The sequence below is a fragment of the Lentzea sp. NPDC092896 genome, assembly GCF_044754905.1.
Classification (GTDB): domain Bacteria; phylum Actinomycetota; class Actinomycetes; order Mycobacteriales; family Pseudonocardiaceae; genus Lentzea.
The window spans coordinates 201,365-224,434 of record NZ_JBIVPX010000008.1 but is presented as its reverse complement, the minus strand read 5'-3'; the positions used below and the strand labels follow the sequence as shown (position 1 = coordinate 224,434).

Annotated in this window: 26 protein-coding genes and 1 tRNA gene; 15 read left to right on the top strand and 12 right to left on the bottom strand. The window is 68.6% G+C overall.

Annotated features, from left to right (window positions below; translation table 11 throughout):
* Positions 1-44: 44 nt before the first annotated feature.
* The 6 genes from clpS to ACIQF0_RS33670 are packed head-to-tail and all read left to right on the top strand — an operon-like array spanning position 45 to position 3,534.
* On the top strand, positions 45-344 hold the full coding sequence (gene clpS / locus ACIQF0_RS33695) for an ATP-dependent Clp protease adapter ClpS (protein ID WP_093598701.1): 300 nt from the start codon (positions 45-47) through the stop codon (positions 342-344).
* Positions 341-898 (top strand): DUF2017 domain-containing protein, encoded by a 558-nt coding sequence (locus tag ACIQF0_RS33690; protein WP_360040138.1) that lies wholly within the window; start codon positions 341-343, stop codon positions 896-898. Before clpS ends, ACIQF0_RS33690 begins: the two co-directional genes overlap by 4 nt.
* On the top strand, positions 895-1,806 hold the full coding sequence (locus tag ACIQF0_RS33685; protein ID WP_401036342.1) for a P1 family peptidase: 912 nt from the start codon (positions 895-897) through the stop codon (positions 1,804-1,806). The genes ACIQF0_RS33690 and ACIQF0_RS33685 overlap by 4 nt, the downstream gene beginning before the upstream one ends.
* A gap of 54 nt (positions 1,807-1,860) precedes the next feature.
* On the top strand, positions 1,861-2,271 hold the full coding sequence (locus tag ACIQF0_RS33680; protein WP_360040144.1) for a M67 family metallopeptidase: 411 nt from the start codon (positions 1,861-1,863) through the stop codon (positions 2,269-2,271).
* A 31-nt stretch (positions 2,272-2,302) separates the two neighbouring features.
* On the top strand, positions 2,303-2,575 hold the full coding sequence (locus ACIQF0_RS33675) for a MoaD/ThiS family protein (protein ID WP_030479225.1): 273 nt from the start codon (positions 2,303-2,305) through the stop codon (positions 2,573-2,575).
* Between the two features lie 8 nt (positions 2,576-2,583).
* Complete coding sequence (locus ACIQF0_RS33670) at positions 2,584-3,534, top strand: PLP-dependent cysteine synthase family protein (RefSeq protein WP_093598711.1); 951 nt, start codon at positions 2,584-2,586, stop codon at positions 3,532-3,534.
* 137 nt (positions 3,535-3,671) lie between these two features.
* On the opposite strand, the gene ACIQF0_RS33665 is transcribed toward ACIQF0_RS33670, so the two are convergent.
* The gene (locus tag ACIQF0_RS33665; protein WP_401036338.1) at positions 3,672-4,532 is read right to left on the bottom strand and encodes an SMP-30/gluconolactonase/LRE family protein; all 861 of its coding nucleotides are present in this window, start codon (positions 4,530-4,532) and stop codon (positions 3,672-3,674) included.
* Positions 4,533-4,565: 33 nt separating this feature from the next.
* On the opposite strand from ACIQF0_RS33665, the gene ACIQF0_RS33660 reads away from it, so the two are divergent.
* From ACIQF0_RS33660 to ACIQF0_RS33645, 4 genes are read left to right on the top strand one after another with little or no spacing between them, the layout of a single operon-like run.
* Positions 4,566-5,177, top strand: coding sequence for a rhomboid family intramembrane serine protease (locus tag ACIQF0_RS33660; protein ID WP_360040153.1), 612 nt, complete (start codon positions 4,566-4,568; stop codon positions 5,175-5,177).
* Positions 5,178-5,188: 11 nt separating this feature from the next.
* Positions 5,189-5,938: a glutamate racemase gene (murI, locus tag ACIQF0_RS33655; protein ID WP_360040328.1), complete on the top strand. Its 750-nt coding sequence runs from the start codon at positions 5,189-5,191 to the stop codon at positions 5,936-5,938.
* Position 5,939: 1 nt separating this feature from the next.
* A complete protein-coding gene (locus ACIQF0_RS33650) occupies positions 5,940-6,707 on the top strand; it encodes an MBL fold metallo-hydrolase (RefSeq protein WP_401036337.1) in 768 nt (255 codons plus the stop codon).
* Complete coding sequence (locus ACIQF0_RS33645) at positions 6,704-7,120, top strand: OsmC family protein (RefSeq protein ID WP_360040158.1); 417 nt, start codon at positions 6,704-6,706, stop codon at positions 7,118-7,120. Before ACIQF0_RS33650 ends, ACIQF0_RS33645 begins: the two co-directional genes overlap by 4 nt.
* Here ACIQF0_RS33645 and ACIQF0_RS33640 read toward each other — a convergent pair.
* Entirely contained in the window at positions 7,078-7,572 is a 495-nt protein-coding gene (locus ACIQF0_RS33640) for a DUF2231 domain-containing protein (protein WP_360040161.1), read from the bottom strand. The genes ACIQF0_RS33645 and ACIQF0_RS33640 overlap by 43 nt on opposite strands.
* 49 nt (positions 7,573-7,621) lie before the next feature.
* On the opposite strand from ACIQF0_RS33640, the gene rph reads away from it, so the two are divergent.
* Both rph and rdgB read left to right on the top strand, forming a co-directional pair.
* On the top strand, positions 7,622-8,386 hold the full coding sequence (gene rph / locus ACIQF0_RS33635) for a ribonuclease PH (RefSeq protein ID WP_401036334.1): 765 nt from the start codon (positions 7,622-7,624) through the stop codon (positions 8,384-8,386).
* Positions 8,383-8,982, top strand: coding sequence for an RdgB/HAM1 family non-canonical purine NTP pyrophosphatase (gene rdgB / locus ACIQF0_RS33630; protein WP_401036331.1), 600 nt, complete (start codon positions 8,383-8,385; stop codon positions 8,980-8,982). Before rph ends, rdgB begins: the two co-directional genes overlap by 4 nt.
* Here rdgB and ACIQF0_RS33625 read toward each other — a convergent pair.
* From ACIQF0_RS33625 to ACIQF0_RS33600, 6 genes are all read right to left on the bottom strand, one after another.
* Entirely contained in the window at positions 8,979-11,840 is a 2,862-nt protein-coding gene (locus ACIQF0_RS33625; protein WP_401036329.1) for an NACHT domain-containing protein, read from the bottom strand. The two genes, rdgB and ACIQF0_RS33625, sit on opposite strands and share 4 nt — an antisense overlap.
* A 10-nt stretch (positions 11,841-11,850) precedes the next feature.
* Complete coding sequence (locus tag ACIQF0_RS33620) at positions 11,851-12,189, bottom strand: multidrug efflux SMR transporter (RefSeq protein ID WP_360040173.1); 339 nt, start codon at positions 12,187-12,189, stop codon at positions 11,851-11,853.
* 282 nt (positions 12,190-12,471) lie between these two features.
* Positions 12,472-12,939: a thioredoxin-dependent thiol peroxidase gene (gene bcp, locus ACIQF0_RS33615; protein ID WP_360040176.1), complete on the bottom strand. Its 468-nt coding sequence runs from the start codon at positions 12,937-12,939 to the stop codon at positions 12,472-12,474.
* 22 nt (positions 12,940-12,961) lie between these two features.
* Entirely contained in the window at positions 12,962-13,489 is a 528-nt protein-coding gene (locus ACIQF0_RS33610) for a hypothetical protein (protein WP_319978095.1), read from the bottom strand.
* 338 nt (positions 13,490-13,827) lie between these two features.
* Positions 13,828-14,856 (bottom strand): LLM class flavin-dependent oxidoreductase, encoded by a 1,029-nt coding sequence (locus ACIQF0_RS33605; protein ID WP_401036325.1) that lies wholly within the window; start codon positions 14,854-14,856, stop codon positions 13,828-13,830.
* A 7-nt stretch (positions 14,857-14,863) separates the two neighbouring features.
* The gene (locus ACIQF0_RS33600; protein ID WP_360040183.1) at positions 14,864-15,598 is read right to left on the bottom strand and encodes a hypothetical protein; all 735 of its coding nucleotides are present in this window, start codon (positions 15,596-15,598) and stop codon (positions 14,864-14,866) included.
* Between the two features lie 94 nt (positions 15,599-15,692).
* On the opposite strand from ACIQF0_RS33600, the gene ACIQF0_RS33595 reads away from it, so the two are divergent.
* The gene (locus tag ACIQF0_RS33595; RefSeq protein ID WP_401036324.1) at positions 15,693-16,739 is read left to right on the top strand and encodes an FAD-dependent oxidoreductase; all 1,047 of its coding nucleotides are present in this window, start codon (positions 15,693-15,695) and stop codon (positions 16,737-16,739) included.
* Between the two features lie 403 nt (positions 16,740-17,142).
* On the opposite strand, the gene ACIQF0_RS33590 is transcribed toward ACIQF0_RS33595, so the two are convergent.
* Together ACIQF0_RS33590 and ACIQF0_RS33585 are read right to left on the bottom strand one after the other, a co-directional pair.
* Positions 17,143-17,757: a DedA family protein gene (locus ACIQF0_RS33590; protein WP_401036322.1), complete on the bottom strand. Its 615-nt coding sequence runs from the start codon at positions 17,755-17,757 to the stop codon at positions 17,143-17,145.
* Positions 17,758-17,851: 94 nt separating this feature from the next.
* The gene (locus tag ACIQF0_RS33585; RefSeq protein WP_401036319.1) at positions 17,852-20,350 is read right to left on the bottom strand and encodes a glycoside hydrolase family 97 catalytic domain-containing protein; all 2,499 of its coding nucleotides are present in this window, start codon (positions 20,348-20,350) and stop codon (positions 17,852-17,854) included.
* Positions 20,351-20,591: 241 nt separating this feature from the next.
* Here ACIQF0_RS33585 and ACIQF0_RS33580 point away from each other — a divergent pair, with 241 nt between their 5' ends.
* Entirely contained in the window at positions 20,592-21,710 is a 1,119-nt protein-coding gene (locus tag ACIQF0_RS33580) for an ATP-binding protein (RefSeq protein WP_401036316.1), read from the top strand.
* Positions 21,711-21,724: 14 nt separating this feature from the next.
* Here ACIQF0_RS33580 and ACIQF0_RS33575 read toward each other — a convergent pair.
* A tRNA-Leu gene (locus ACIQF0_RS33575) sits at positions 21,725-21,798 on the bottom strand.
* 120 nt (positions 21,799-21,918) lie between these two features.
* Here ACIQF0_RS33575 and ACIQF0_RS33570 point away from each other — a divergent pair.
* The gene (locus ACIQF0_RS33570; RefSeq protein WP_360040197.1) at positions 21,919-22,140 is read left to right on the top strand and encodes a DUF3618 domain-containing protein; all 222 of its coding nucleotides are present in this window, start codon (positions 21,919-21,921) and stop codon (positions 22,138-22,140) included.
* Here the strand turns inward: ACIQF0_RS33570 and ACIQF0_RS33565 are convergent.
* A complete protein-coding gene (locus tag ACIQF0_RS33565) occupies positions 22,137-22,781 on the bottom strand; it encodes a TetR/AcrR family transcriptional regulator (protein ID WP_245822135.1) in 645 nt (214 codons plus the stop codon). The genes ACIQF0_RS33570 and ACIQF0_RS33565 overlap by 4 nt on opposite strands.
* Positions 22,782-23,070: the final 289 nt, after the last annotated feature.

Genomic DNA, 23,070 nt, shown 5'->3' with positions numbered 1-23,070 from the left:
CACGCGGTCTCCGTCACTGCGGCGAACATGACACCATTGGCGGTATGACCACGCCCGTCGAACAGGAACGGACGCAGCCGGAGGCCGTCGGCGAGGAGATCGCCGCCGAGGACCGACCGTGGCAGACCGTGGTCTGGAACGACCCGGTAAATCTGATGTCCTACGTGACGTACGTGTTCCAGAAGCTGTTCGGGTTCAGCAGGGACCATGCGACCAAGCTGATGCTCGACGTGCACCACAAAGGCAAGGCGATCGTGACATCGGGCACCAAGGACAAGGTGGAGGCCGACGTGGCGAAACTCCACGCGGCAGGGCTCTGGGCGACCATGCAGCGGGCCTCGTGAAGAGGTGGATCCGCGACGGCGACGTCGTCGTCGGCAGGCTGGATCGGCAGGAGGCCGCAGTCGTGCGCGGTCTGGTCAGCCAGATCCAGGACATGCTGCTGGCCCGCGCCGAGGACGCGCCGCAGGACGAACTCGCGGAGCTGACCGGCATCAGGACGGGCCCGTCGGAGGCACCCGACGATCCGATCCTGGGCAGGCTGTTGCCCGACTTCCACCGTCTCGACGACGACGCGCCCGACCCGGACGAGGTCAACTCGGCGTCGGCGCTGCGCTCGTTGCACGAGCCGGAGCTTCTGGACCACAAGACAGCCGCGGCCGAGACCGTGCTGAAGACGTGCTCGCCCGACGGCGGTGAGCTCCGGCTGACCATCGCCGAGGCGGAGGCCTGGATGGCGTCGCTCAACGACGTGCGCCTGGCCCTGGGCACCGCGCTGGACGTCACCGAGGACATGCCGGACGAACTGCCGCCGGAGGACCCGCGCTCGCCGCACCTCGGCGTCTACCACTGGCTGACCTGGGTGCAGGACACGCTCGTCGAAGCGATGATGCCGTGATTCCCGGCGTCCTCGTCGGCCACCACCACCGCGTCGAACCGGGCTGGGCGACGGGCACGACCGTCGTGCTGGTGCCGGCCGGAGCCGTCGGCGCCGTCGACGGCCGCGGTGGCGCGCCCGGCACCCGCGAGACCGACCTGCTGGACCCTTCGAACCTGGTCCAGCAGGTGCACGCGATCTGCCTGTCCGGTGGCTCCGCCTACGGGCTCGCGGCCGCGGACGGCGTCATGCGCTGGCTCTCCGAACGCTCGATCGGCTTCCAGGTGGGCGCCCGGCCGCACCACGTCGTGCCGATCGTGCCGGGAGCGGTGATCTTCGACCTGCCGATGTCGGAGTGGGGCAACCGGCCGGACTCCTCGTTCGGCTACGCGGCCTGCGAGGCGGCCTCTCCGGACTTCGAACTGGGCTGCGTCGGCGCGGGCGCCGGTGCGCGGGTCGGGTCGCTGAAGGGCGGCGTCGGCGTCGCGTCGACCACGGTGGGCGCGCACCAGATCGGCGCGCTGGCCGTGGTGAACGCGGCCGGTGAGGTCGTCGACCGCGCGTCGGGCCTGCCGTGGCTGCCCGCGCTCGGGACGTCCGCGGTGGCGTTGCCCGAACGCAAGCCCGACGGCCTGAACACCACGATCGGCGTCGTCGCGGTGGACGCGGACCTGTCCAAAGCGGAGTGTCGGCGGCTCGCCATGGCCGCGCAGGACGGCCTGGCCCGCGCCGTGCGGCCGGCGCACTCGATGTTCGACGGTGACACGGTGTTCGCGCTGGCCACCGGTGCCGTTCCGCTGGCAGAGCCGCGGGTGTTCGCGCTGGACGCGCTGTGCGCCGCGGCCGCCGAGGTGTTCGCGGACGCCGTGGTGTCCGGTGCTCGTGAGGCCACTTCGCTGAACGGTGTGACGGCGTTCCGCGACCTCTGAGCGGTGGTATCTCGCATACCGAGACAACTCCGGCCAGCCCGTAGGATTGAGCGCGTGCTGGTGATTCGCCGTGACCTGGTGGACGCGATGGTGGCCCACGCGCGCCGCGACCATCCCGACGAGGCGTGCGGGGTGATCGCCGGGCCGTTCGGGTCCGATCGCCCTGAGCGCTTCATCGAGATGGAGAACGCCGAGCGGTCGCCCACGTTCTACCGGTTCGACGCGGCCGAGCAGCTCAAGGTGTGGCGCGGGATGGACGCGAACGACGAGGTGCCGGTGGTCATCTACCACTCGCACACCGCGACGGAGGCGTACCCGTCCCGCACCGACATCTCGTTCGCGGGCGAGCCGGAGGCGCACTACGTGCTGGTCTCCACGCGTGACCCGATCGAGCACGAGCTGCGGTCGTACCGCATCGTCGACGGTGTCGTGACCGAGGAACCGGTCAAGATCGTCGAATCCTGAGTTGCACCCGTTTCCCGGAGGTAGAACCACCATGGCAGTCACCGTGTCGATCCCGACCATCCTGCGCACCCACACCGGGGGCGAGAAGTCGGTGTCCGCTGCCGGTACGACGCTCGCCGAGGTCATCGACGACCTGGAGAACAACCACGGCGGCCTCAAGGCCCGCCTGGTCAAGGAGGGCACGCTGCACCGCTTCGTCAACGTCTACGTCAACGACGAGGACGTGCGCTTCTCCGGTGGCCTCGCGGCCGAGGTGAAGGACGGCGACAACGTCACCATCCTCCCGGCCGTCGCGGGCGGCTGATCTTCTCCATGGCCCGCTACGACTCGCTCCTGGACGCGCTCGGCGGAACACCGCTGGTGGGCCTGCCGCGCCTGTCGCCGTCCGAGAACGTGCGCATCTGGGCGAAGCTCGAGGACCGCAACCCGACCGGCTCGATCAAGGACCGGCCGGCGCTGGCCATGATCGAGGCGGCGGAGCGGGACGGCGTGCTGCGTCCCGGCGCGACGATCCTGGAGCCGACGTCCGGCAACACCGGCATCTCGCTCGCCATGGCCGCGAAGCTCAAGGGCTACGGCCTCGTGTGCGTGATGCCGGAGAACACCTCGACCGAGCGCAAGCAGCTGCTGCAGGCGTACGGCGCGCGCATCGTGTTCTCGCCTGCCGCCGGCGGGTCGAACCAGGCCGTCGCCACGGCGAAGGAGATCGCGAAGCAGAACCCGGACTGGGTCATGCTCTACCAGTACGGGAACCCGGCGAACGCGGAGGCGCACTTCCGCGGCACGGGCCCGGAGATCCTCAAGGACCTGCCGGAGATCACGCACTTCGTGGCCGGTCTGGGGACGACGGGCACGCTCGTCGGCGTCGGCCGGTACCTGCGCGAGGCCAAGCCGGACGTGCAGATCATCGCCGCCGAACCCCGGTACGGCGAGCTGGTCTACGGGCTGCGCAACCTCGACGAGGGCTTCGTGCCGGAGCTGTACGACGAGTCGGTGCTGACCGGGCGGTACTCGGTCGGTTCCTACGACGCGTTGCGCCGCACCCGGCAGCTGCTGGAGACCGAGGGCATCTTCGCCGGCATCTCGACGGGCGCGATCCTGCACGCCGCGCTGGCCGTGGCGCAGAAGGCCGAGGTGGCGGGGAAGGCGGCGGAGATCGTGTTCGTGGTGGCCGACGCGGGGTGGAAGTACCTGTCCACCGGCGCCTACGCCGGAACCCTGGACGAGGCGGCCGCCAAACTCGACGGCCACCTCTGGGCGTGAGCAGTTCTCTCAGACAGCGCCCTTCCAGGCCAGGTCCTCACTCATTTCGCATCCCCCAGAATGCTCATTGAACGACGGTGAACCGACAAGTGATCTTAACTTGCCGGTCCACCGTCGTACGAGTGATTTGCGCAGCTCTAGCCGTTGAACGCGACGCTCGGCACGCCCTGGCCGACGCCGGGCAGCACCAGCACGGAGCCGTTGAGCTGCCGGTCCATCAGCGTCTGGTCGGACAGACCGGAGCGGGCGGACGTGACGTAGAGGTCGGTGAAGTCCTGGCCGCCGAAGCAGCACGCGGTCGGGTTGTCGACCGGCAGTTCGATCTCGCGGTCTAGGTCGCCCTGAGGCGTGTAGCGGCGCACGGCGTGGCCGCCCCACAGCGCGACCCACACGCACCCGTCGGCGTCCACGGTGAGCCCGTCCGGCCAGCCGTCGGTGTTGCCGACGTGGGTGAGGGGGCGGCGGTTCGCGACGGTGCCGGTGGCGTTGTCGAAGTCGAGGACGTCGATGCGGCGGGTCGGCGTGTCGATGAAGTACATGAGCTTCGCGTCCGGGCTCCAGCCGACGCCGTTGCTCGTGTTCACCTTGTCCACCATGACCTTCGCGGCACCGTCGCCGGTGATCCTGGCGAGCCAGCCCTCGTCGGCGGCCTGGTCGTAGCGCATCGTGCCGGCCCACAGCCGGCCCGACGGGTCGATGCCCGCGTCGTTGCCGCGCACGCCCTCGCGCGCCCAGTAGACAAGCCAGCTCTTGGCGCCGTCGCGGTCGATCAGCGCGATGCCGTCCCGCAGGTTGCAGACGATCCCGCCCTGCGCGCGCGGCTTGGCGGCACCCACGTGCTGCGGCACCACGAGCACCGCGTCGTCGTCCCGCGAGGGTGCGTACCGGTGCACCTCGGAGGCGAGGATGTCCACCCACAGCAACGTGGAACTGCTGTGGTCCCACGTCGGCCCCTCGCCGAGCTGGGCGGACGCGCGTACGGCTACTTCGATCGACACCCAACCACCCTAATCGGCACGTACCCTGGACGAGTGGACCGCACCGCGCTCGCGAAACGGGTAATACCGCCGCATCCAGTGCTGTCGTTGCTCGTCGTGGCGGGATTCGTCGGGTTCCTCTACCTAGTCGAGGCCTTCGACGTGGCGACCGGCGGCTCGCTGGAGGACGACGGCGTGCGGCCGCGCGACTTCAGCCAGTGGGACAACCTGCTGTGGATGCCGTTGATCCACGGCGACTGGAGCCACCTCACCGGCAACGCCGTTCCGTTGCTGCTGCTCGGGTTCCTCGCGACCTCGGGTGGGCTGAAGCAGTTCTTCCAGGTCACCGCGGTCATCTGGCTGGCCTCGACGCTCGGCGTGTGGGTGTTCGGCAGCCCCGGCAGCCACATCGGCGCGTCCGGGCTGGTGTTCGGTTTCCTGGCGTTCCTGCTGGTGCGCGGGATCTTCGCGCGCTCGTGGCTGCAACTGGTGATCGCGGTCGGCGTGTTCGCGCTGTACGGCGCCGCGCTGTGGGGCGTGCTGCCGGGCCAGCCGGGAGTGTCCTGGGAAGGCCACCTGTTCGGCGCAATCGGCGGCGTTTTGGCTGCGTGGGGTGTTTCCCGCGACAACCGTCGCACCAGCGCACCGGCTACATTCACGGCGTGACGATCGGGATCATGGACTCGGGCGTCGGCGGCCTGACGGTCGCCCGCGCGATCATGGACCAGTTGCCGGGCGAGTCGATCCACTACATCGGCGACACGGCGAACGGTCCCTACGGGCCGCTACCCATCGCGCAGGCGCGCAAGCACGCCCTGGAGATCTGCGACCGGCTCGTGGACGAAGGCGCGAAGATGTTGGTGATCGCGTGCAACACCGCGTCCGCCGCCTGCTTCCGCGACGCCCGTGAGCGCTACGACGTGCCGGTGGTCGAGGTGATCCTTCCCGCCGTGCGCCGTGCGGTCCGGACGACCCACAGCGGCCGCGTCGGCGTGATCGCGACGCTCGGCACGATCAACTCGCACGCCTACCAGGACGCGTTCCAGGCGGCGCGCGACGTGACGGTGACGGCGGCGGCGTGCCCGCGGTTCGTCGACTTCGTGGAACGGGGCATCACCTCGGGGCGGCAGGTGCTCGGGCTGGCGCAGGCCTACCTGGAACCGTTGCAGCGCGCCGAGGTCGACACGGTCGTGCTCGGCTGCACGCACTACCCGTTGCTGACCGGCGTGATCCAGATCGTCATGGGCGAGCACGTGACCCTGGTGTCGAGCGCCGAGGAGACGGTGAAGGACGTCGTGCGGCTGCTGACCGAGCGAGACGAGTTCGCCTCTGAGCCTGCTCTGCACCGGGTGACGTGCACCGGTCCGCCCGAGCGGTTCGCGAAGCTCGCCGCCAGGTTCCTGCCGACCTTCGAACAGTGGGGCTGATGTGCTGCTGACCGTCCTCGGCTGCTCCGGCAGCATTCCCGGGCCCGGTGCGGCGGCGTCGGGGTACCTGCTGGAAGCCGACGGGTTCACGCTGGCGCTGGAGTTCGGCAACGGCGTGCTGTCGCGGTTCCAGGAGGAACGGTCGCTGTTCTCGATGGACGCGCTGGTGCTCTCGCACCTGCATCCCGACCACTGCGTCGACGTGTCTTCTCTTTACGTGGCGAGGAAGTACCATCCGCTGCCGCCGTCCGGGCCGTTGCCGGTCTACGCGCCCGCAGAGGCGCACTCGCGGTTCATCGCGGCCTACGCGCCGAACGAGGCCGAGCGGTCGTCACTGGACTTCAGCGACGTGTTCTCGTTCCGCGGCCTGGGCTCGACGGTCCGGATCGGACCGTTCACAGTGGACTCGGCCGTGGTCGCACATCCTTGCGAGGCCTACGGTTTCCGGATCTCCTGCGGCGAGGTGTCGCTGGCCTACACCGGGGACAGCGGGCCGTGTCCCGCTTTGGACTCGCTGGCGTCCGGCGTCGACGTGCTGCTGAGCGAGGCGAGCTGGACGCACGCCCCGGACCGGCAGCCCGGCCTGCACCTGTCCGGGCGCGAGGCGGGGGAGCTGGCCGCGCGAGCGGGCGCCGGGCGGCTGCTGATCACGCACGTGCCGCCGTGGACGTCGCGCGAGGACGTGCTGGCCGAGGCGCGGTCCGCGTTCGGCGGGCCGAGTGAGCTGGTCGTGCAGGGCGGCCGGTACGAGGTGGGGGAGCGGACATGATCAACCTGGAGCGCGTCGGCGAGCACGAGTTCGTCGCATCCAACGGGCGCGGCGCGTCGGTGCGGATCGGGCGAAAGGGCCAGGAAGGCTCGTTCAGCCCGGTGGAACTGCTGGTCGCGGCCGCCGCGGGCTGCGCGATGGTGACGTCGGAGACGGTGATCCTGCGGCGAACAGGCGGCGATCAGCTGACAGCGGAGGCGGACGCGGTCCAGTCCGAGAGCGGCAACGAGGTGATCTCCATCCCGGTGACGCTCTCGTACGACCTGTCCGCCGTGGACGACCCGGAGGCACTGGAGACCGTCGTCCGGCGCGCCGTGGAGCAGTTCTGCACGGTCACGCGGACGTTGAAGCAGTCGGCGACGTCGCCGCTTCAGCTCCCGGCGCCCTTCCAGACCGCCTCCGAACCGCTGTGACCTGCCCGCACGGTCTGCACCGTCGTGCCGACCGCGAGCAGCACGACCAGCACGGACACCACGACTGAGATCACCCGCCACGTCTTCGTGGTGGGTGCCTCCGCCTGGCGTTCGCGGTCGGCCAGCCGTCCCGCGACCAGCAGCACGATCACCGCGACGCCGAACCCGAGAGCGATGGGCAGCAGCATCGTGCCGAGGTCCGCGTGGGTCTGGATGGCGGGGTTCTGCACGCCGTTCTTCGCGAGCGCGGCCTGGAAGTCCTCGCCGGCCTGCTTGGCCAGCGGAACCGCCGCGACACCGGCCAGCGTGACCCCGAGAACGGGCCACGCGTATCGCCGTCGCCAGGCCGGGACCAGCGCGATCGCGACCGCGCTGAGCGCCGCGAGAGGCAACAGCACGACCACCGCGTGCACCAGCAACGGGTGAAGCGGAATACCGTCGATCGTCAGCATGTCTCTCCCTACGCCATGGCGCTCCGCAGGGTTCATTAGGGTAGGCGCCGTGGTGCGAACCGACGGCCGAAACGACGACGTGTTGCGTGACATCCGGATCACGCGTGGATATCAGACCTGGCCCGCGGGCTCGGTCCTGATCGAGTTCGGGAACACCCGCGTGCTGTGCGCCGCGAGTGTCACCGAAGGCGTCCCCCGGTGGCGCCAGGGCTCCGGCCTCGGCTGGGTGACCGCCGAGTACGCGATGCTCCCCTCGGCCACGCACAGCCGCAGCGACCGCGAGTCCGTGAAGGGCCGCATCGGCGGCCGCACGCACGAGATCTCGCGCCTGATCGGCCGTTCTCTGCGGGCCTGCATCGACCTCGCCGCCCTGGGCGAGAACACCATCGTCATCGACTGCGACGTCATCCAGGCAGACGGCGGCACCCGTACCGCCGCGATCACCGGCGCCTACGTGGCGCTGGCCGACGCGGTGACGTACCTGGGCGCGGCCGGCCGTCTGGCCGACCCGTCACCTCTGTCGTGCGCGGTGTCCGCCATCTCCGTCGGCGTGGTCGACGGCCGCGTCCGCCTGGACCTGCCGTACGAGGAGGACTCGCGCGCGGAGGTCGACATGAACGTCGTCGCCACCGACGCGGGCACGTTGATCGAGGTCCAGGGCACCGGCGAGGGCGCCACCTTCGCCCGCTCCACTTTGGACCGCATGCTCGACATCGCCCTCCAGGGCTGCGCCGAGCTCAACCGCCTGCAGGCCGAGGCCCTGGCCAAGCCCTACCCCGGCATCCTGCCGGAGCCCAAGGCGAGCAAGCGATGAAGCTCCTGCTGGCTTCCCGCAACGCGAAGAAGCTCCGCGAACTCCAGCGCATCGTGGTGTCGGAGTCGCTCGACGGCATCGAGGTGCTGTCGCTCTCGGACGTGCCTGAGTTCCCGGAGGCTCCGGAGACCGCGCCGGACTTCGAGGGCAACGCGCTGGCCAAGGCCCGCGACGCCGCCGCGGCCACTGGGTTGGTTTCGGTGGCGGACGACTCCGGGCTCGCAGTGGATGAGCTGAACGGCATGCCTGGCGTGCTCTCTGCCCGCTGGTCGGGCCGCCACGGCGACGACGACGCCAACCTGGACCTGCTGCTGGGGCAGCTGGGCGACGTGCCGGACGAGCGCCGCGGTGCCGCGTTCGTGTCGGTGGTCGCTCTCGTTGTTCCCGGTGGCGAAGAGGTCGTCGTGCGCGGCGAGTGGCGCGGCACGTTGCTGCGGGCTCGTCGTGGCACCAACGGCTTCGGCTACGACCCGATCTTCGTGCCCGAGGGCTACGAGGTCACTTCAGCCGAGATGACGGCGGAGGAGAAGGATGCGGAGTCCCACCGGGGCCGCGCCCTGAAGCTCCTGGTCCCGTACCTGCGCAAACTGGCCTAGATTTCCCACTGAACTTCTACGTCGGGGCCGAGATCTTCGACCCCGATGTAGGTGTTCCGTTGATCCAGCATCAGTGTCAGCGACCGGCCGCGCACTGGACGGAGGTCGATCGGTTCGTCGCTCGTGGGGCCGAGAACCTTCAGGCCAGGCAGCGCGGAGGCGATCTTCGCAACGTTCCAGCCCTTGCAGTAGAGGCCATGCAAGCCGATCACTTCCCTGAGCGCGCTCAGGTCACAATCGGGAGCCACTGCGCTCAGGTGAACGAACCGCGCCTGCTTGCCACGCAGGAAGTCGAGACTTCGCCATTGCTCGTTCTGGTACAAGCCCAGGTTGGCGGCGTCTGGTAAAAGCTCGAGGTTCGTATAGCGCTGTGCACCCCGTAGATAGATCATCTTCCTGGTCACCTGCGCAAAGGGGCTGAGATCGATCTCGCCCGACGTCCATGCGAAGAAGTCGCGTACCGGAGGCAGGTCCTTGACAAGGCTCAAGCTGCCCAGCGATTCGTTGCGTGGGAGCCAGACCTCCACGCTCTCCAGATGCCTGAGCCGGAACAGGTGCGGAAACAGGCGGATCGACTCGACTCTGGCGATCCCGTTTTCCAGCGGTGCGTCTGCCAGAACCACTTCCGCATACCTTTGAACATCGAAGCTCAGCCAAGCATTGATCAACGCTCGCTGGACCTCCTGCCTTGGATCGCGCGCATATGCGGCGAGCCTGGCGATTGCTTCCGGTGAAGCGACCAACGCGGCACTACGCACCGTTGCGACGGCCATGGCAGAGGAGAGTTCCTCGAGCGAGGCCGGCAGATAACGGAGCACTCGGTGGCCGATGGTGGCCAGCGACGTGGTCTCCTCCGCACTGCGTGGCGGCACGAGCTGGTCCCGGATGATCGCGTCGATCCTGTCGCACACATCAGGGTCGACGTCGCGGACGGTTTCCAAGCACGCGGCTGCCAGCAGCTGAAGCCGGCGGGCTTGGCCTGCATCACGGTCGGCAAGGTCGAGAATCGCGGTCAGCAGTTCGGTCACCTGGGTTCGTTGACCATGTCCGCCAGCAAGGATGATGGTCTGCGTCCAGGAATCCTGATGGGCGTGGGCGACCAGGGTCTCGACCTGGCCGTCTTGCATCGCCTCCTCACCGGCGAGGTATTCCTGGAAGGTCCTGTGCACGAAGTCGACCTGGCCTGGAACTGGTTCGCGGATCACACCGCTGCGTTCCAGCAGGTGGGTTACGACGGCGCTGGGTTCCTCGTCGACGTTGGGCATCGAGCGAATCTTGCGCGCCACGTGTTCGTGCACCTTGGCGGTCGGCAACTGCGACAGTTCGCCCAGCGTCAGCCTCCAGGCAAGATCCCGAAGCAGCACGGTCTTGTCCGAGGTGGTGAGGATGCGGGCAATACCGCGCTCGGCGTCGCGTAGATCCAACAGCATCGTGAGGGCTGCTGCGTACAACTCCATGCGGCTCTGTGGCAGTTCCGAGACTCTGCCCAGGTTCAGCGCGCACAACATTGCGCACAGCAAGGGCGAGGACGCCAAGCTCTGCAGGTGTTCCCGGCTCTCGAGTTGTGTGACGAGTCGCCGTTGAGCCTCTTCGGGTGCTCCGGCGGCCTCGTGCCAGCGCTTCAGGAACACCTTCACGTCGCCCGGGCTCATCTGCCCCAACTCGACAGAGGAGAAGTCCAGTTCTGCCAACCACTTCTCATCCGTAGCGGCGGGGCGCGCTGTAACCACTACTCGCGCTGCCGGAAAGGTCTGCACGAGTTCGCGCAACCACTCTCGGACGTTCGTGCGCTTCTCCGGGCGGACCTCGTCGACTCCGTCTACGAGCAGCAGTGCTTTGCCAGACTGCAAGGCGCGGTGGACCCAACCTGCGGGCATGATTCCGGCCAGCCAACCAGTGACGAACTCTTCGGGCTTGGTGGGCAAGGAAGTGTCGGCATAGGCGCGCAGCCGGACTGGGAAGGGCACCATCCCGTTCCACTCCTGCAGGTTGCCGGTGAAACCGCCACGGGCGGCGGTGACGGCAAGCCAGTCCAGAAGCGTTGTCTTGCCTGAACCCGCTTCGCCACGCACATAGGTTCGGTTGACCAGCGCTGACTCGACTCGTACGCCTGAATGTGCTTGGCGGTCGGGTTCGCTGAACCAGTTTCCGCGCTGCTGCTTCTTGCCTGAAACAGTGAGACTGAGATAGGCAACGCTCAGCGCTAGGCGAGGGCGGTCCTTCATGGACAGACCCAGAAGTTCCAGGCGATCCAGGTTGGCGCCGATGTAGCGCAGGTACTCCTCGCGGAACTCGTCGTCGTTGTCGGTGCCCTGCGGTGCGTACAGCGAGGTTCGGGGGAGCCGGGCGAGAATGTCGTCGAGTTGAGCGGCTTGGGCGGTGGCGCGGGAGAGGACCTCAGCCAGGGCACGCGGCTGGAACGACGGCAGGTTCCTGACGATCTGCACCAGGTAGCGGCACGACTGATCCAGTGCGATCTCGTAACAGCGGCCCAAGTCTTGGCGTGGCAGAGAGCGGCGGATGCGCTGGGCCAGCACCTCGGGGTCGGCATCGTCTGCCAGGAGTGCGGTGTCAGACAGGTCGACGGATGACAGCGCCTCCTCCACTGCGGTGAGGGAAGAGGCGATGTCGTCGGTAAAGCGTTCGAGGGCCGATTCGAGTTGTTCGGTCACCTGGTGGCCGATGTGCTGGATCAGGGTGTCCAGCTTGGCTCGTTGGGTGGGCCTGGATAGTTCGGCCGCGGCCAGTTCCGTTAGCGACGCGGTGCGCTCGTCGGTGTGGCTCGCCAGCCACTCGGTGGCGGCTCGGAGCGCTACGGACTGGCCGAGTTTGGAGACGGCCTCGATTTCTAAGCCCACCCAAACGAGATTAGACGGCTGCCTGGGCGTGGGAGGCCACCGACACGACGCAGACGCCTGCGGCGATCAAGGCCATGCCGGCGAGCATGGCCAGGTTGAGTGGGTCAGAGAAGAGGACTCGGCTGGTGATGGCCACCAGGGCTATGCCTGCGCCTGCCCAGATGGCGTAGGTGATGGCGACGGGCACGCCCATTCTGATCACCTGCGATTCCAGGTAGAGGGCCGTTAGGAAGCCGACACCCAGGCCCGCTGTGGGCCAGGGTTTGGTGAAGCCGTCCGAGTATTTGAGGCAGAGGGTCGCGAAGACTTCCGCGCCCACGGCGAGGGCTAGCAGGATCCACTTGAGCATTGAATTTTCCCAGCACGAAATGCACGCAGCGCTAGGCGTGCGTGTTGAAGAGAACGGGTGATAGGCAGGCGAAAGGCCTGGTCAGCCGCCGCGCGTGGGGAAGTGGACTCGCAAGATGAAATCAGACGGGATGTCGGGGCCGTTAGGTGCCGTCAAACGACACACGGTGTATCACCCTCACCGGAACAGGGGCGGCGTTGTTGCGCGCCCTCCAACCCAACATACCTGAAAAAAGGGCCGCCGTCGCAACAAAGCGACGGCGGCCTCAGGTGTGGTGAAAGGTCAGGCGGGGAGTTCGCGCAGGAGCTTGGCCACGTGGCCGGTGGCGCGGACGTTGTACATGGCCTTGACGATCTTGCCGTCCGGGCCGACGAGGAACGTCGAGCGGATCACGCCCTGGACGGTGCGGCCGTAGTTCTGCTTTTCGCCGAAGGCGCCCCACTCGGTGAGGACCTTCTTGTCCGGGTCGCCCAGCAGCGGGAAGGTCAGGCCTTCGGCGTCGCGGAACTTGGCGAGCTTCTCCTGCTTGTCCGGCGAGATGCCGACGACCTCGTAGCCGGAGTCGGCGAGGACTCCGAGGTTGTCGCGGAAGTCGCAGGCCTGCTTGGTGCAGCCCGGGGTGCTCGCGGCCGGGTAGAAGTACACGACCACGGACTTGCCGAGGTAGTCGGACAGGGACACCGGCTTGCCCTCGCTGTCGGGCAGCGTGAACGCGGGCGCCGTGTCACCAGGTTCGAGACGACTGGTCATGCCCCCGAGCCTATTCGGGGGACTACGCCTGGCCCTCGAAGACGGTGGGCGCGTCCTGGCCCTGTCCGCCCGGCTGGATCGTCAGCTCCATCCGCACGGCCGACTCCGGTACCGCGAACGCCAGCTGGAGCTGGGTGTCGCGGCCTGGTGGGAGTTCGGCGACGGCGGCGGCGAGGCCGTTGAGGCCCTGTACCGAATCGACGAGCTCGGCGGCCGGCTGGCCGTCCGCCAGTGCGCGCACGGCGAGCTGGGAGGAGCGGTAGGGCGACTTGGAGCCGTTGTAGACGGTGATCGTGAAGACCGCCGTGCGCTTGGCCGGTGGGATCGCCGTCGCGGACGGCGCGAGGGAGCGGGGAGCGGACACCACGACGGACAGGCCCGAGGCCCACACGCGTTGTGTGCCGAACGCGGCGGCACCGGACGCGCTGGGCGTCTCAGCTCGCTGCTCGACAGTCAGGTTCTCGTTGGGGGTGACGGCGACACTGGGGCCCGCACATCCCGCCACGGCCAGCAACAGGCACAGGCCCGCGGCCGATTTGGCGAACTTCACGAACTCCCCTTTCCCACCCCGGCGGTGGGTGTGAGCGACTCACGTCAACTGTGACGGTGCCGAAGAGGGAAGTGCGAACGAAAGTGGCCTCTGAAGCGGACCTGGTGCCGGGACGTGGCCGACTCGTAATGGGCGGCGTGGGCGGCGCCACACAGTGCGCCGGCCCCACGCCGTCCGATGCGACCGAGGTCGCTGGTGATGCTAGGGAGCGCGTCGGGGGGCGTGCGCGCTCATACCGATCATCGCCCACTGTGTGCCACGCGCTACAAGCGGAGCCGTTTATCACCCGTTCAGACCAGTGTCAGTCGTACAAAACGTGAAGGTCACGCCTGACCGACTCACGTATGTGCGGCTGAACGGCCCATCGACGGCGTCCGTTCGGCCACCTCGCTGAGGAGTTCGAACGAACGAAGGCGGTCTTCGTGCCCGTGCACGATCGTCGTCACCATGAGCTCGTCGGCCGCCGCCGACTCCATCAACTCGTCCAGCCCGGAACGGACCGTTGAGGGGGACCCGATGATCTGGCTGGACATGCGGTCCTCGATCACCAGCTGGTCGATCTCGGTGTACGGGTAGTCCGCGGCCTCCTGCGGCGTGGCGAGCGGCGCCGGGCTGCCCTGGCGCAGCCGCACGAATGAGAGCGCTCCCGGGCCCGCGATGTACCGCGCGTGCTCGTCGGTGTCGGCGACGATCACCGAGGCGCACACCATCGCGTAGGGCTCCTGCAGGACCTCGGACGGCCGGAAGTGTCGCCGGTACAGCTCCAGCGCTGGCAGCGTGTTCTGGGCGCTGAAGTGGTGGGCGAACGCGAACGGCAGGCCCAGCAGACCCGCGGCCTGCGCGCTGTAGCCCGACGAGCCGAGCAGCCAGATCGGCGGCTTGTTGCCCGCGGCGGGCACGGCGTTGAGGTCCGCGGTGCCCTCGAAGTACTTGATCAGCTCGGTCAGCTCCTGCGGGAAGTTCTCCGCGGACAGACCGGCCTCGGTGCGCCGCAACGCCCGCGCCGTCTTCTGGTCGGTGCCGGGCGCGCGGCCGATGCCGAGGTCGATGCGGCCGGGGTGCAGCGCTTCGAGCATGCCGAACTGCTCGGCGACCACGAGCGGCGCGTGGTTGGGCAGCATGACGCCGCCGGAGCCCACGCGGATCGTCGACGTGGCGTCCGCGATGTGCCCGATCAGGACGGCCGGCGCGGACGAGGCGATGCCGGGCATGTTGTGGTGCTCGGCGAACCAGTAGCGCGTGTAGCCGAGGCGTTCGGCCTGCTGAGCGAGTTCCCGCGAGTTCCGCAACGCGGTCGTCGCGTCCGACCCCGACGTGATGGGCGCGAGGTCGAGTACGGACAGCGGGATCTCACTCAGACGGCTCATGCATCGATCAACACCGATGCTTGGTCACTTCTTCCGTGAGCTGGGTAACTCGTTTCGCCGCCTTCTCGTAGGTGGTGCCCTCGGGGTGCAGCGTCAGCACCACGACGATGCTGAACAGGCACGTTCCGGACGTGTGCAGGGCCGGCGACTTCGTGTCCAGCTCCCACTGGATGCGCGGGCGCGGCCTGTCGACGCACGGCTTCGTCGGGTCGCCGAACCCCGACCAGCCCTGCTTGAACGCGGGCCGCCAGGTGGCCGACGGCAGCCCGAACGACTGGTCGAACCCGTCCGCCGCGCACTTCTCCGCCCGCTGCAGGTGGCCCATGATCGTGTGCCGCACCTTCGGCTTCGCGTCCTCCAGCAGGTAGCGGTAGATCTTCACGACGTCATAGGCACTCACGGCCGTGTAGCCCCACTTGCCGCGGTTCTCCGGCGGCCGCGTGTCCTTGAGCTTCAACCGCTCGGCTGTGCGCACGACCAGCTGGTCCCAGCCGTTCTCCACCCACAGTTCGCTCGCCGCGTTGTCGTCGCTGACGCGCAGCATCGGTTCGATGCGCGGGTCGTCGCCGCGCGTCTCCAGCTGTTCGATCGCGATCAGGATCTTCACCAGCGAGGCGGATCTGATCGGCTTGTGCACGTCCCGGCCGGTCAACGTGTGCGTGATCCGGTCGTAGACCGCGTAGGAGGCCGTCGTGGTGGGAACGGGCGCCGCGAGCAGCGCCATTGTCAGAAGTAGGTGCACGCTGCCGGAAGGTAACGGTCGCCCGAACCTTTTGCCCGATGTTTTGTAGCTCACAGGTGAGAAGAACCGGCTGCCTCCTTCCGTTGACCGAGATGTGACGGATGTGGTGGTGATCGGCGCGGGACAGGCGGGCCTGTCCGCCTCGTACTTCTTGCAGCGGCGCGGCGTCGAGCACGTGGTGCTGGACGCGAACGACTCGCCCGGCGGTGCGTGGCTGCACCGGTGGCCGAGCCTGCGCATGCGGACCGTGCACGGCATCCACGAACTGCCCGGCATGCCGTTCGAACAGCCCGCACCCGAAGAACGCGCGAACGAGGCCATCCCGTCCTACTTCGCCCGCTACGAACAGCTCTACGACCTGCCCGTCGTCCGCCCGGTGAACGTCACCCAGGTCGTGAACGACGGCGCGCTGCTCAAGGTCGAGACCTCGGACGGCGTCTGGACCACGCGCGGCCTGATCAACGCGACCGGCACGTGGCGTCGCCCGTTCTGGCCGTACTACCCGGGCCAGGAGACGTTCCAGGGCCGCCAACTCCACACCGCCGACTACCAGGGCCCCGCCGAGTTCGCCGGCAAGCGCGTCGTGGTCGTGGGTGGCGGCGCGTCGGCCACGCAGTTGCTCATGGAACTCGCTCCCTTCGCGGCGGAGACCCGCTGGGTCACGCGGCACGAACCGGTGTGGCGGGAGGGCCCGTTCACCGAGGACTACGGCCGCTGGGTGGTCGGCATGGTCGAGGAACGCGTCCGGGCGGGCCTGATCCCGCGCAGCGTCGTCAGCGTCACCGGGCTGGCGCTGACCGACCAGACCCGCGCCGCCATCGCGTCCGGGGTGCTGGACCGCAGGCCGATGTTCGAGCGGCTCACGCCTTCCGGTGTCGAATGGGCTTCCGGGGAGCGCTTCGACGCCGACGTCGTCCTGTGGGCCACCGGGTTCCGGCACGATCTGGACCACCTCGCCCCGCTGCACCTGCGGGCTTCCGGCGGGGGGATCCAGGTGGACGGGACCCGTGTGGTGTCCGATCCGCGGATCCACCTCGTGGGGTACGGGCCGTCGGCCAGCACGATCGGGGCGAACCGGGCCGGTCGCAGTGCTGTCCGGGAGCTGATGGGCCATCTGGACGGGCTGAAGGTCGCGAACTGAGCCACCACCGGATCGCGGGCGGCTTGTGGCTCCGGGTGTGACTTGACGGTGGCGAAGTTGGCGGCGCGGTGCAGATGCGCCTTTGGGGGTGGGGGACCGCGCCGGGCTCGCGGGGCTGGCTGCCGCTGTGTTGGCTGGGCCGCTGGCTTGGCTGGCCGGTGGGTTGATGGAGCTGGCGGATTGGGGGGGCCGGTGGGCTGGCAGGTTGGCGGGCGGCTGACGGGCTTGCCGTGCGGCGATGAGGCATGGCGCGCCCGCCAGGCTTAGCGGGCGTGGCGCACGCGGGGGCCTTGCGGGCGTGGCCGGCTCGGCGTGCCTGTACGGATTGGCGGCTCGGTGAGACTGGACGGACGTGGCCTGCCCGACGGGTTTCAGGGGTGTGAGCGGCTCGGCGCAGTGGCTCCTAGGCGCGGGAGTCGGTGCGCTTCTTCGACAGCCGGGTGACCACGAAGATCACCACGGCCACCACGGCGAGGCCCAGGACCACCTTCGAGCCGATGCCCACGTACTGCTCGACCAGGTGCCAGTTGTCGCCCAGCAGGTAGCCCGCGAGGATCAGCGCCGTGTTCCACAGCAGGCTGCCCGCGGCGGTGTAGGCGAGGAACGGCGCTAATCGCATGCGTTCGACGCCGGCCGGGATCGAGATCAGGCTGCGGAAGACCGGGATCATGCGGCCGAAGAAGACCGCGCGGTAGCCGTTGCGCAGGAACCAGGCCTCTGTCCTGTCCACATCGGACACCCGGACCAGCGGCATGCGGGAGGCGATGCGGCGCACCCGGTCGCGGCCCAGCGCGGCGCCGATCCAGTACAGCAGGACCGCGCCCGCGACGGATCCGAACGTGGTCCAGAGGATGGCGTCGAGCAGCGACATCTTGCCCTGGGCCGCGGTGAATCCGGCCAGGGGCAGGAAGACCTCGCTGGGCAGCGGCGGGAACAGGTTCTCCAGCGCGATCGCCAAAGCCGCTCCGGGTGCGCCGGCCGTGTGCATCAGGTCGGTGACCCAGTCGACCAAGTTCATGTAGTCCAAGTTACGGATGCAGAGAGCCGGGGACATTGGGGTGAACCGCAAGGTCGGGGTGGGGAAAACCCCACCCCGACCTCAGGGAGAACCACTAGGCGCAGCGAATCCTTGCGTCCGCCCAAGAAGCGTGGTCGTTCTGCGTGCCGTCACCACCGTCCAGAACCCGCAGGGTGAGAGTCCTCACGCCGGTCACGTCCACGGCCAGGTCGCGGGCCGGGGAACGCACGCCGAGCACGTCCGTGCCGGCCAGCACCACGCCGTCGCCGAGCACCTGGAACGCGACGGTGCCGCCCACGCGCTGGCGGGCCACGTCCAAACCGGCCTCGTCGTCGACACCGACCGAAGCGGCGAACGCGGTGCAGCGGGCATCCAGTGCGTAAGTGATCTCAGACGACGCGTGTGTGCCGAAGCCCTTGCCATAGGGCACGCGGCGCAGCGCGATGCCACGGCCATCACCGGCAGTGGCGCCACCGTTCGTCAGGTCCTTCTCCACCGGGCCGTCACCGCCGACGGCCGACGTCCACGGCCGGTCCGACACGTACGACCAGCCCTCCGGAAGCGGCCGGACCAGGTGCACCCGCGCGGTCTTCTCCGACTCCACCCCCGAGTTGAACGACGCCACGACGGGGATGTCGAAGTAGCCGTAGGACGAGGGCGAAGCGGGCGGCACGACGGTCCAGGTGCCGGACAAAGCCTGCCCGGGACGCACAACCCTTGCCGTGACCGGGTTTCCGAGAACCGACCATCCCGCCGGCACACGCGGCGCCAACGTCACCCCGCGCACGTCCGAGCGGGTCGTGAACAGCCCGGTCACCGTGAACCCACCGGCAGAAGCCGACACCGCAGTCGACGGCACCGCCGAAACCGGACGCTCACACGTGGAAGATCCGGCCCGGCAAGCGATGGCCGCGAAACCTCCGTTGGCAGCCACGTCCAACGTCAGCGTGTCGCCGGCGCGCAAGATCCGTGACTCGTGCACGAGCCCCGCAGGACCGTCCCGTGTGATCTCCACCAGCCAGCGGCCGGAAGGCAGTGAGAAGGGCACCGACACGGTCCGTGCGGCACCGGAGTACCCACCGCCGATGAACCACCGGTCGCCGGACCGCCGCGCGAACACCGAGTGATCCGCGGGACGTCCGGACAGCAGCCGCGTCTCGTCCCACGCGGTCGGCACCTGGTCGACGAAACGTTCGGCGACGGGCCGCGCGGCGTAGTCCTCCGGCCGCCCAGCGAGGTTCGCGAGACCCGACTCGTAGATCACGGTCAACGCCAGCTCGTGCGCGTCGGACGTGGTGCGGGAAGGACGGTGCCAAGCCAACGGCGTGTAGTCCATGCCTCCGACGACACCGCGTGTGAACGGCAAGGCGGTCAGGTGCTGTCCTGTCAGGCCTGAGGACTTCTCGCCGCCGTGCACGGCTTCCATCGTCATGACGTGCGGCCACGTGCGGTGAATGCCGTGCGGGATCGTCGAACCGTGGAAGTTCACGAGTAGATGGTGTGCGGCTGTCTCGGCGAGAATTCGGTCGTACCAGCGGTAGCGGTCCTGGCCGTCGGAGTCCATGAAGTCGATCTTCACGCCCGCGATGCCCCACCGTTCGAACAACGCCAGCCGGGTCGCGCTCTCCGCTGGCGTGTCCAGCTCGTCGTAGTGCACCCAGAGATGGATCTTCACGCCCCGTGCGGCGGCATAGGAGACCAGCGAGGGAATCCACGAGGTCTGCTCCCACGACGGGTCGTAGTCCCAGTTCGGGTCGAAGTACCAGCCCGCGTCGACCAGCGCGTACGGCCAGCCGTGCGCTGCCGCGTAGTCCACGTACTGCTTTTGCATCGCCAGGCTCTGACCGGCTTCGCGGCCACCGGCGAGCCAGCTCCAGAACACCTTGCCGGGCTTGATCCACGACGTGTCGCGCACCTTCGACCGGGGAGCCAGGTCGTCCACGAGGGTCGACGCCGACACGTCCGCCAGCGAACCGACGACAGCGGTGCGCCACGGCGACTGCCACGGTCCGTCCACCGCGACCTGCTCGTCCCAGTACTTGACCGAGTACACACCGGAACCGGCCGTGTGCGCGAGGTGCGCGCCGGAGTGCCGTCCATCCACAGAGGACTCGGTGAGCAGCGAGTACACACCGTTCGTCTCGAACAGTGCCGGATGCAGGTAGTCGGCGGTCTCCGCGGCGGCCGCGTTCGTCTGCACGAACGGGTTTTCGTAGTCACGCCGGTACTTCGCGATCCAGGCGGTGGCGGTGACCGGAATGCGGAACGTCGAAGTCTCGCGCAACACGTTGCCCAGTCCGGCAGGCAGTTCGTACCGATAGGCCACACCGTCCGCGGCGGTCCGCACGACAAGATCCAAACGCGCCGCGCCGACAAACGAGTACCGCTCTTCTTCGTGGACCACTGTGCGCTGTCGTTGCTTCCCGGACGACGCCGTGTAGTGCTCGACCACGCGGCGCGAGGTCCGGCCCGTCAGTTGGAGGCCGGTCGAAAGATCCGCTCTTTCCGTCACCACGCCCAGCGGGCTCGGTTCCACCACCGTGGTGCCGCCACGGCTCACGGACAGAGTGGGGACGCCGTTCGACAGCGTCACGACAGCTTTCGGGCGAGGATCGATTTGTGCTGCTGCTGTTGGAGGTGTGACGCTCGCTGTCAGTGCGATGACGAGCGCTCCCGCCGCGTGCCATCGCACGGTGGACAACCGCATGACCAGTCCCCTCAGACGTAGGTCGCGGCGGCGACACATCCGATGTATACGCGGTCGAGGGCCATTGGTCCACATCCCGGCGGTAAGGCCTTTCCGGCGGTTAATCGTTTGACTACGATGGACTTCGATGGCTGACCAGGTGGGGACGTGTGCGATCTGCGGCACCGCGACCGCCACCTCCCGGCGCAGACACGCGCGGTACTGCTCGAACGCCTGCCGGCAACGGGCCTACCGGCAGCGCGTCAACGAACCCGTGATGGCACTGGACAGTTTCATCGGCCGCGACGCCGAACTGCTCCGGCTCACCGGGCTCACCGACACCCGCATGCTGACGCTCGTCGGAGCGGCCGGGGTCGGGAAGACCAGGCTGATCAAGGAGTTCGTCGGAAGCCGGGCGACGCTGGTCGAGCTCGCCTCGGCGACGGACGTGGCACGGGCGTGCGCGGCGGCGCTCGGCGAGGCGACCGGAGAGCCCGGCCTGAGCACGCTGGTGCGCGCGCTGGCGGGCCGCAGGACGCTGCTGGTGCTGGACAACTGCGAGCACGTCGCGGCGGAGTGCGCGGCGCTGCTGGAGCCGTTGCTGCTCGGCTGCCCCGGCCTCACGGTCATCGCGACCAGCCGCGAACCGCTGCGGGTGCCGGGCGAGGTGCTGGTCGCGGTGCCGCCGCTGTCGATCACGAACGCGGTGGAGCTGTTCATCGACCGCGCCAGCGCGAACCAGGTGGGCCTGCGGCTCGGCGACAGGGACGTGCTGGCCGCTCTGTGCGCGCGCCTGGACTGCCTCCCGCTGGCGATCGAACTCGCCGCACGGCTGGTGACCGTGTTGCCCGTCAAGGAGCTTCTGGCGCGGCTGGACGACCGCCTGGAGCTGCTCAACCGCGGTAACCGCACCGCCGCCGAACGTCATCAGAGCCTGCGTGCGGCGATCGGCTGGAGCTACGACCACCTGAGCGCCGACGAGCAGCACGTGTTCCGGTGCATTTCGCAGGGCCCTCGCGGCTTCGGGCTCGACGTCGCGGTCCAGGCCTGCGACCTGCCCTCGGACCGGGTGCTGGTGGTGCTGTCGGCGCTCGTGGCCAAGTCGCTGCTCACGTTCACCGCGGCCGGCCGGTTCGAGCAGCTGGAGTCGGTCCGGCTCTACGGCAAAGAACGGCTCGCGGAACAGTTCGCTGGGGATGTACCCGGTGGTCCAGCGGCTAACTTGAAGGTGGTTCGCCGCGGGCCAGCCCCCGCGGCGAACCACTAGAAACCGCTGATCAATGAGGTCGGGGGGACTCGAACCCCCACTGGCTGGGACCTAAACCCAGTGCCTCTGCCAATTGGGCTACGACCCCTCGCGGGGAAGCCTATCGGCCGTTCGTGGACTCGCTCTCTCGGGTCTGACCAGGGTCGCACGAAGCCGCGCCACCGACCGTCCACTACGGTTGCGAGTAGAACCGCTGCTAGGAGGACATGTGGCTCGCGATCCCGAGACCATTCAGCGCGAGATCGAGCAGGCTCGCACCGCGCTGGCCGCCACCCTGGACGAGCTGGGCGAGCGCGCCAACCCGCAGAAGCTCGTCGAGCAGGGCAAGTCGTCCGTGCTCGACGTGCTGAGTCAGCCCAAGGTCAAGTACACCTTGATCGCGGTCGGCGTCGTGGTCGGCTTCGCGCTGGTCCGCAAGCTCTTCCGCTAGGAAACCCGCACCAACGGCAGGAGCACCTGCTCGACGACCTTCTCCACGAACGGTTCGTCGAGCGGGTCCCCGGTCAGCATCAGCCGGTAGATCAGGGCCGCGCCCGCGATCTCCACCGCCATGCCGCGCGGGGCGTCGGCCTTGAGCTCGCCCCGTTCGGCGGCCCGGTCCAGGATGCCGCGCAGCACGTCGCGCTGGGAGATCAGGAACGTCTCCCGGAACGCCGCCGCCAGCTCGGGCTCGTGGGGAAGCTCGCCCACTAGTGCCTGGGCGGCCTTGCCGATCGGTCCCGACAGGAACGCGGCGAACGACGAGAGGAACTCGCGCAGGTCTCCGGCCAGTGAGCCGGTGTCCGGTGCCGCGAGGTTCTGCGTGGCGAGCTGGGTGCACGTGTCGATCACGAGATCGAGCTTCGACTCCCAGCGCCGGTAGATCGTCGCCTTGCCCGCTCTCGCACGGGCAGCGACGGCGTCCATGGTGAGGGCCCGGTACCCGACCTCGGCCATCACCTCGAGCGCTGCCTGACGTAAAGCGTCGTCCCTGCTGGCGTCGCGAGGACGCCCCCGCTGGGGGACCCTGCCCTCGTTGAACGCCGTTGTCGACACGGCCATGGCCACCTCCTCGTACAGGGCACGGCTCATGCGTGTCCTCCCCGCCCCTTTGGCGGCACATCCTAGGCGTCTTACCCATGTCGCAGGGTGAGCAGCACCCGGTTGTTGCATCGTGTTGCGGTTGGTTGGGTCTTGCGCGATGTGCCCCAGAACTCCTACCTTTCGGGTGGTCTGGACCGAGCTGCCTCGCCGCGCAGCTGAACGTGAGCAGTTGTCATGCGCGGGCGAGGAGTGGTCAATGGTCTTGGGTAGAAGGGGTTTCCTCGGGGGAACCACCGCAGCGGTCTTGCTGGGTCAGTCGGGGGTGGCGACCGGGAAA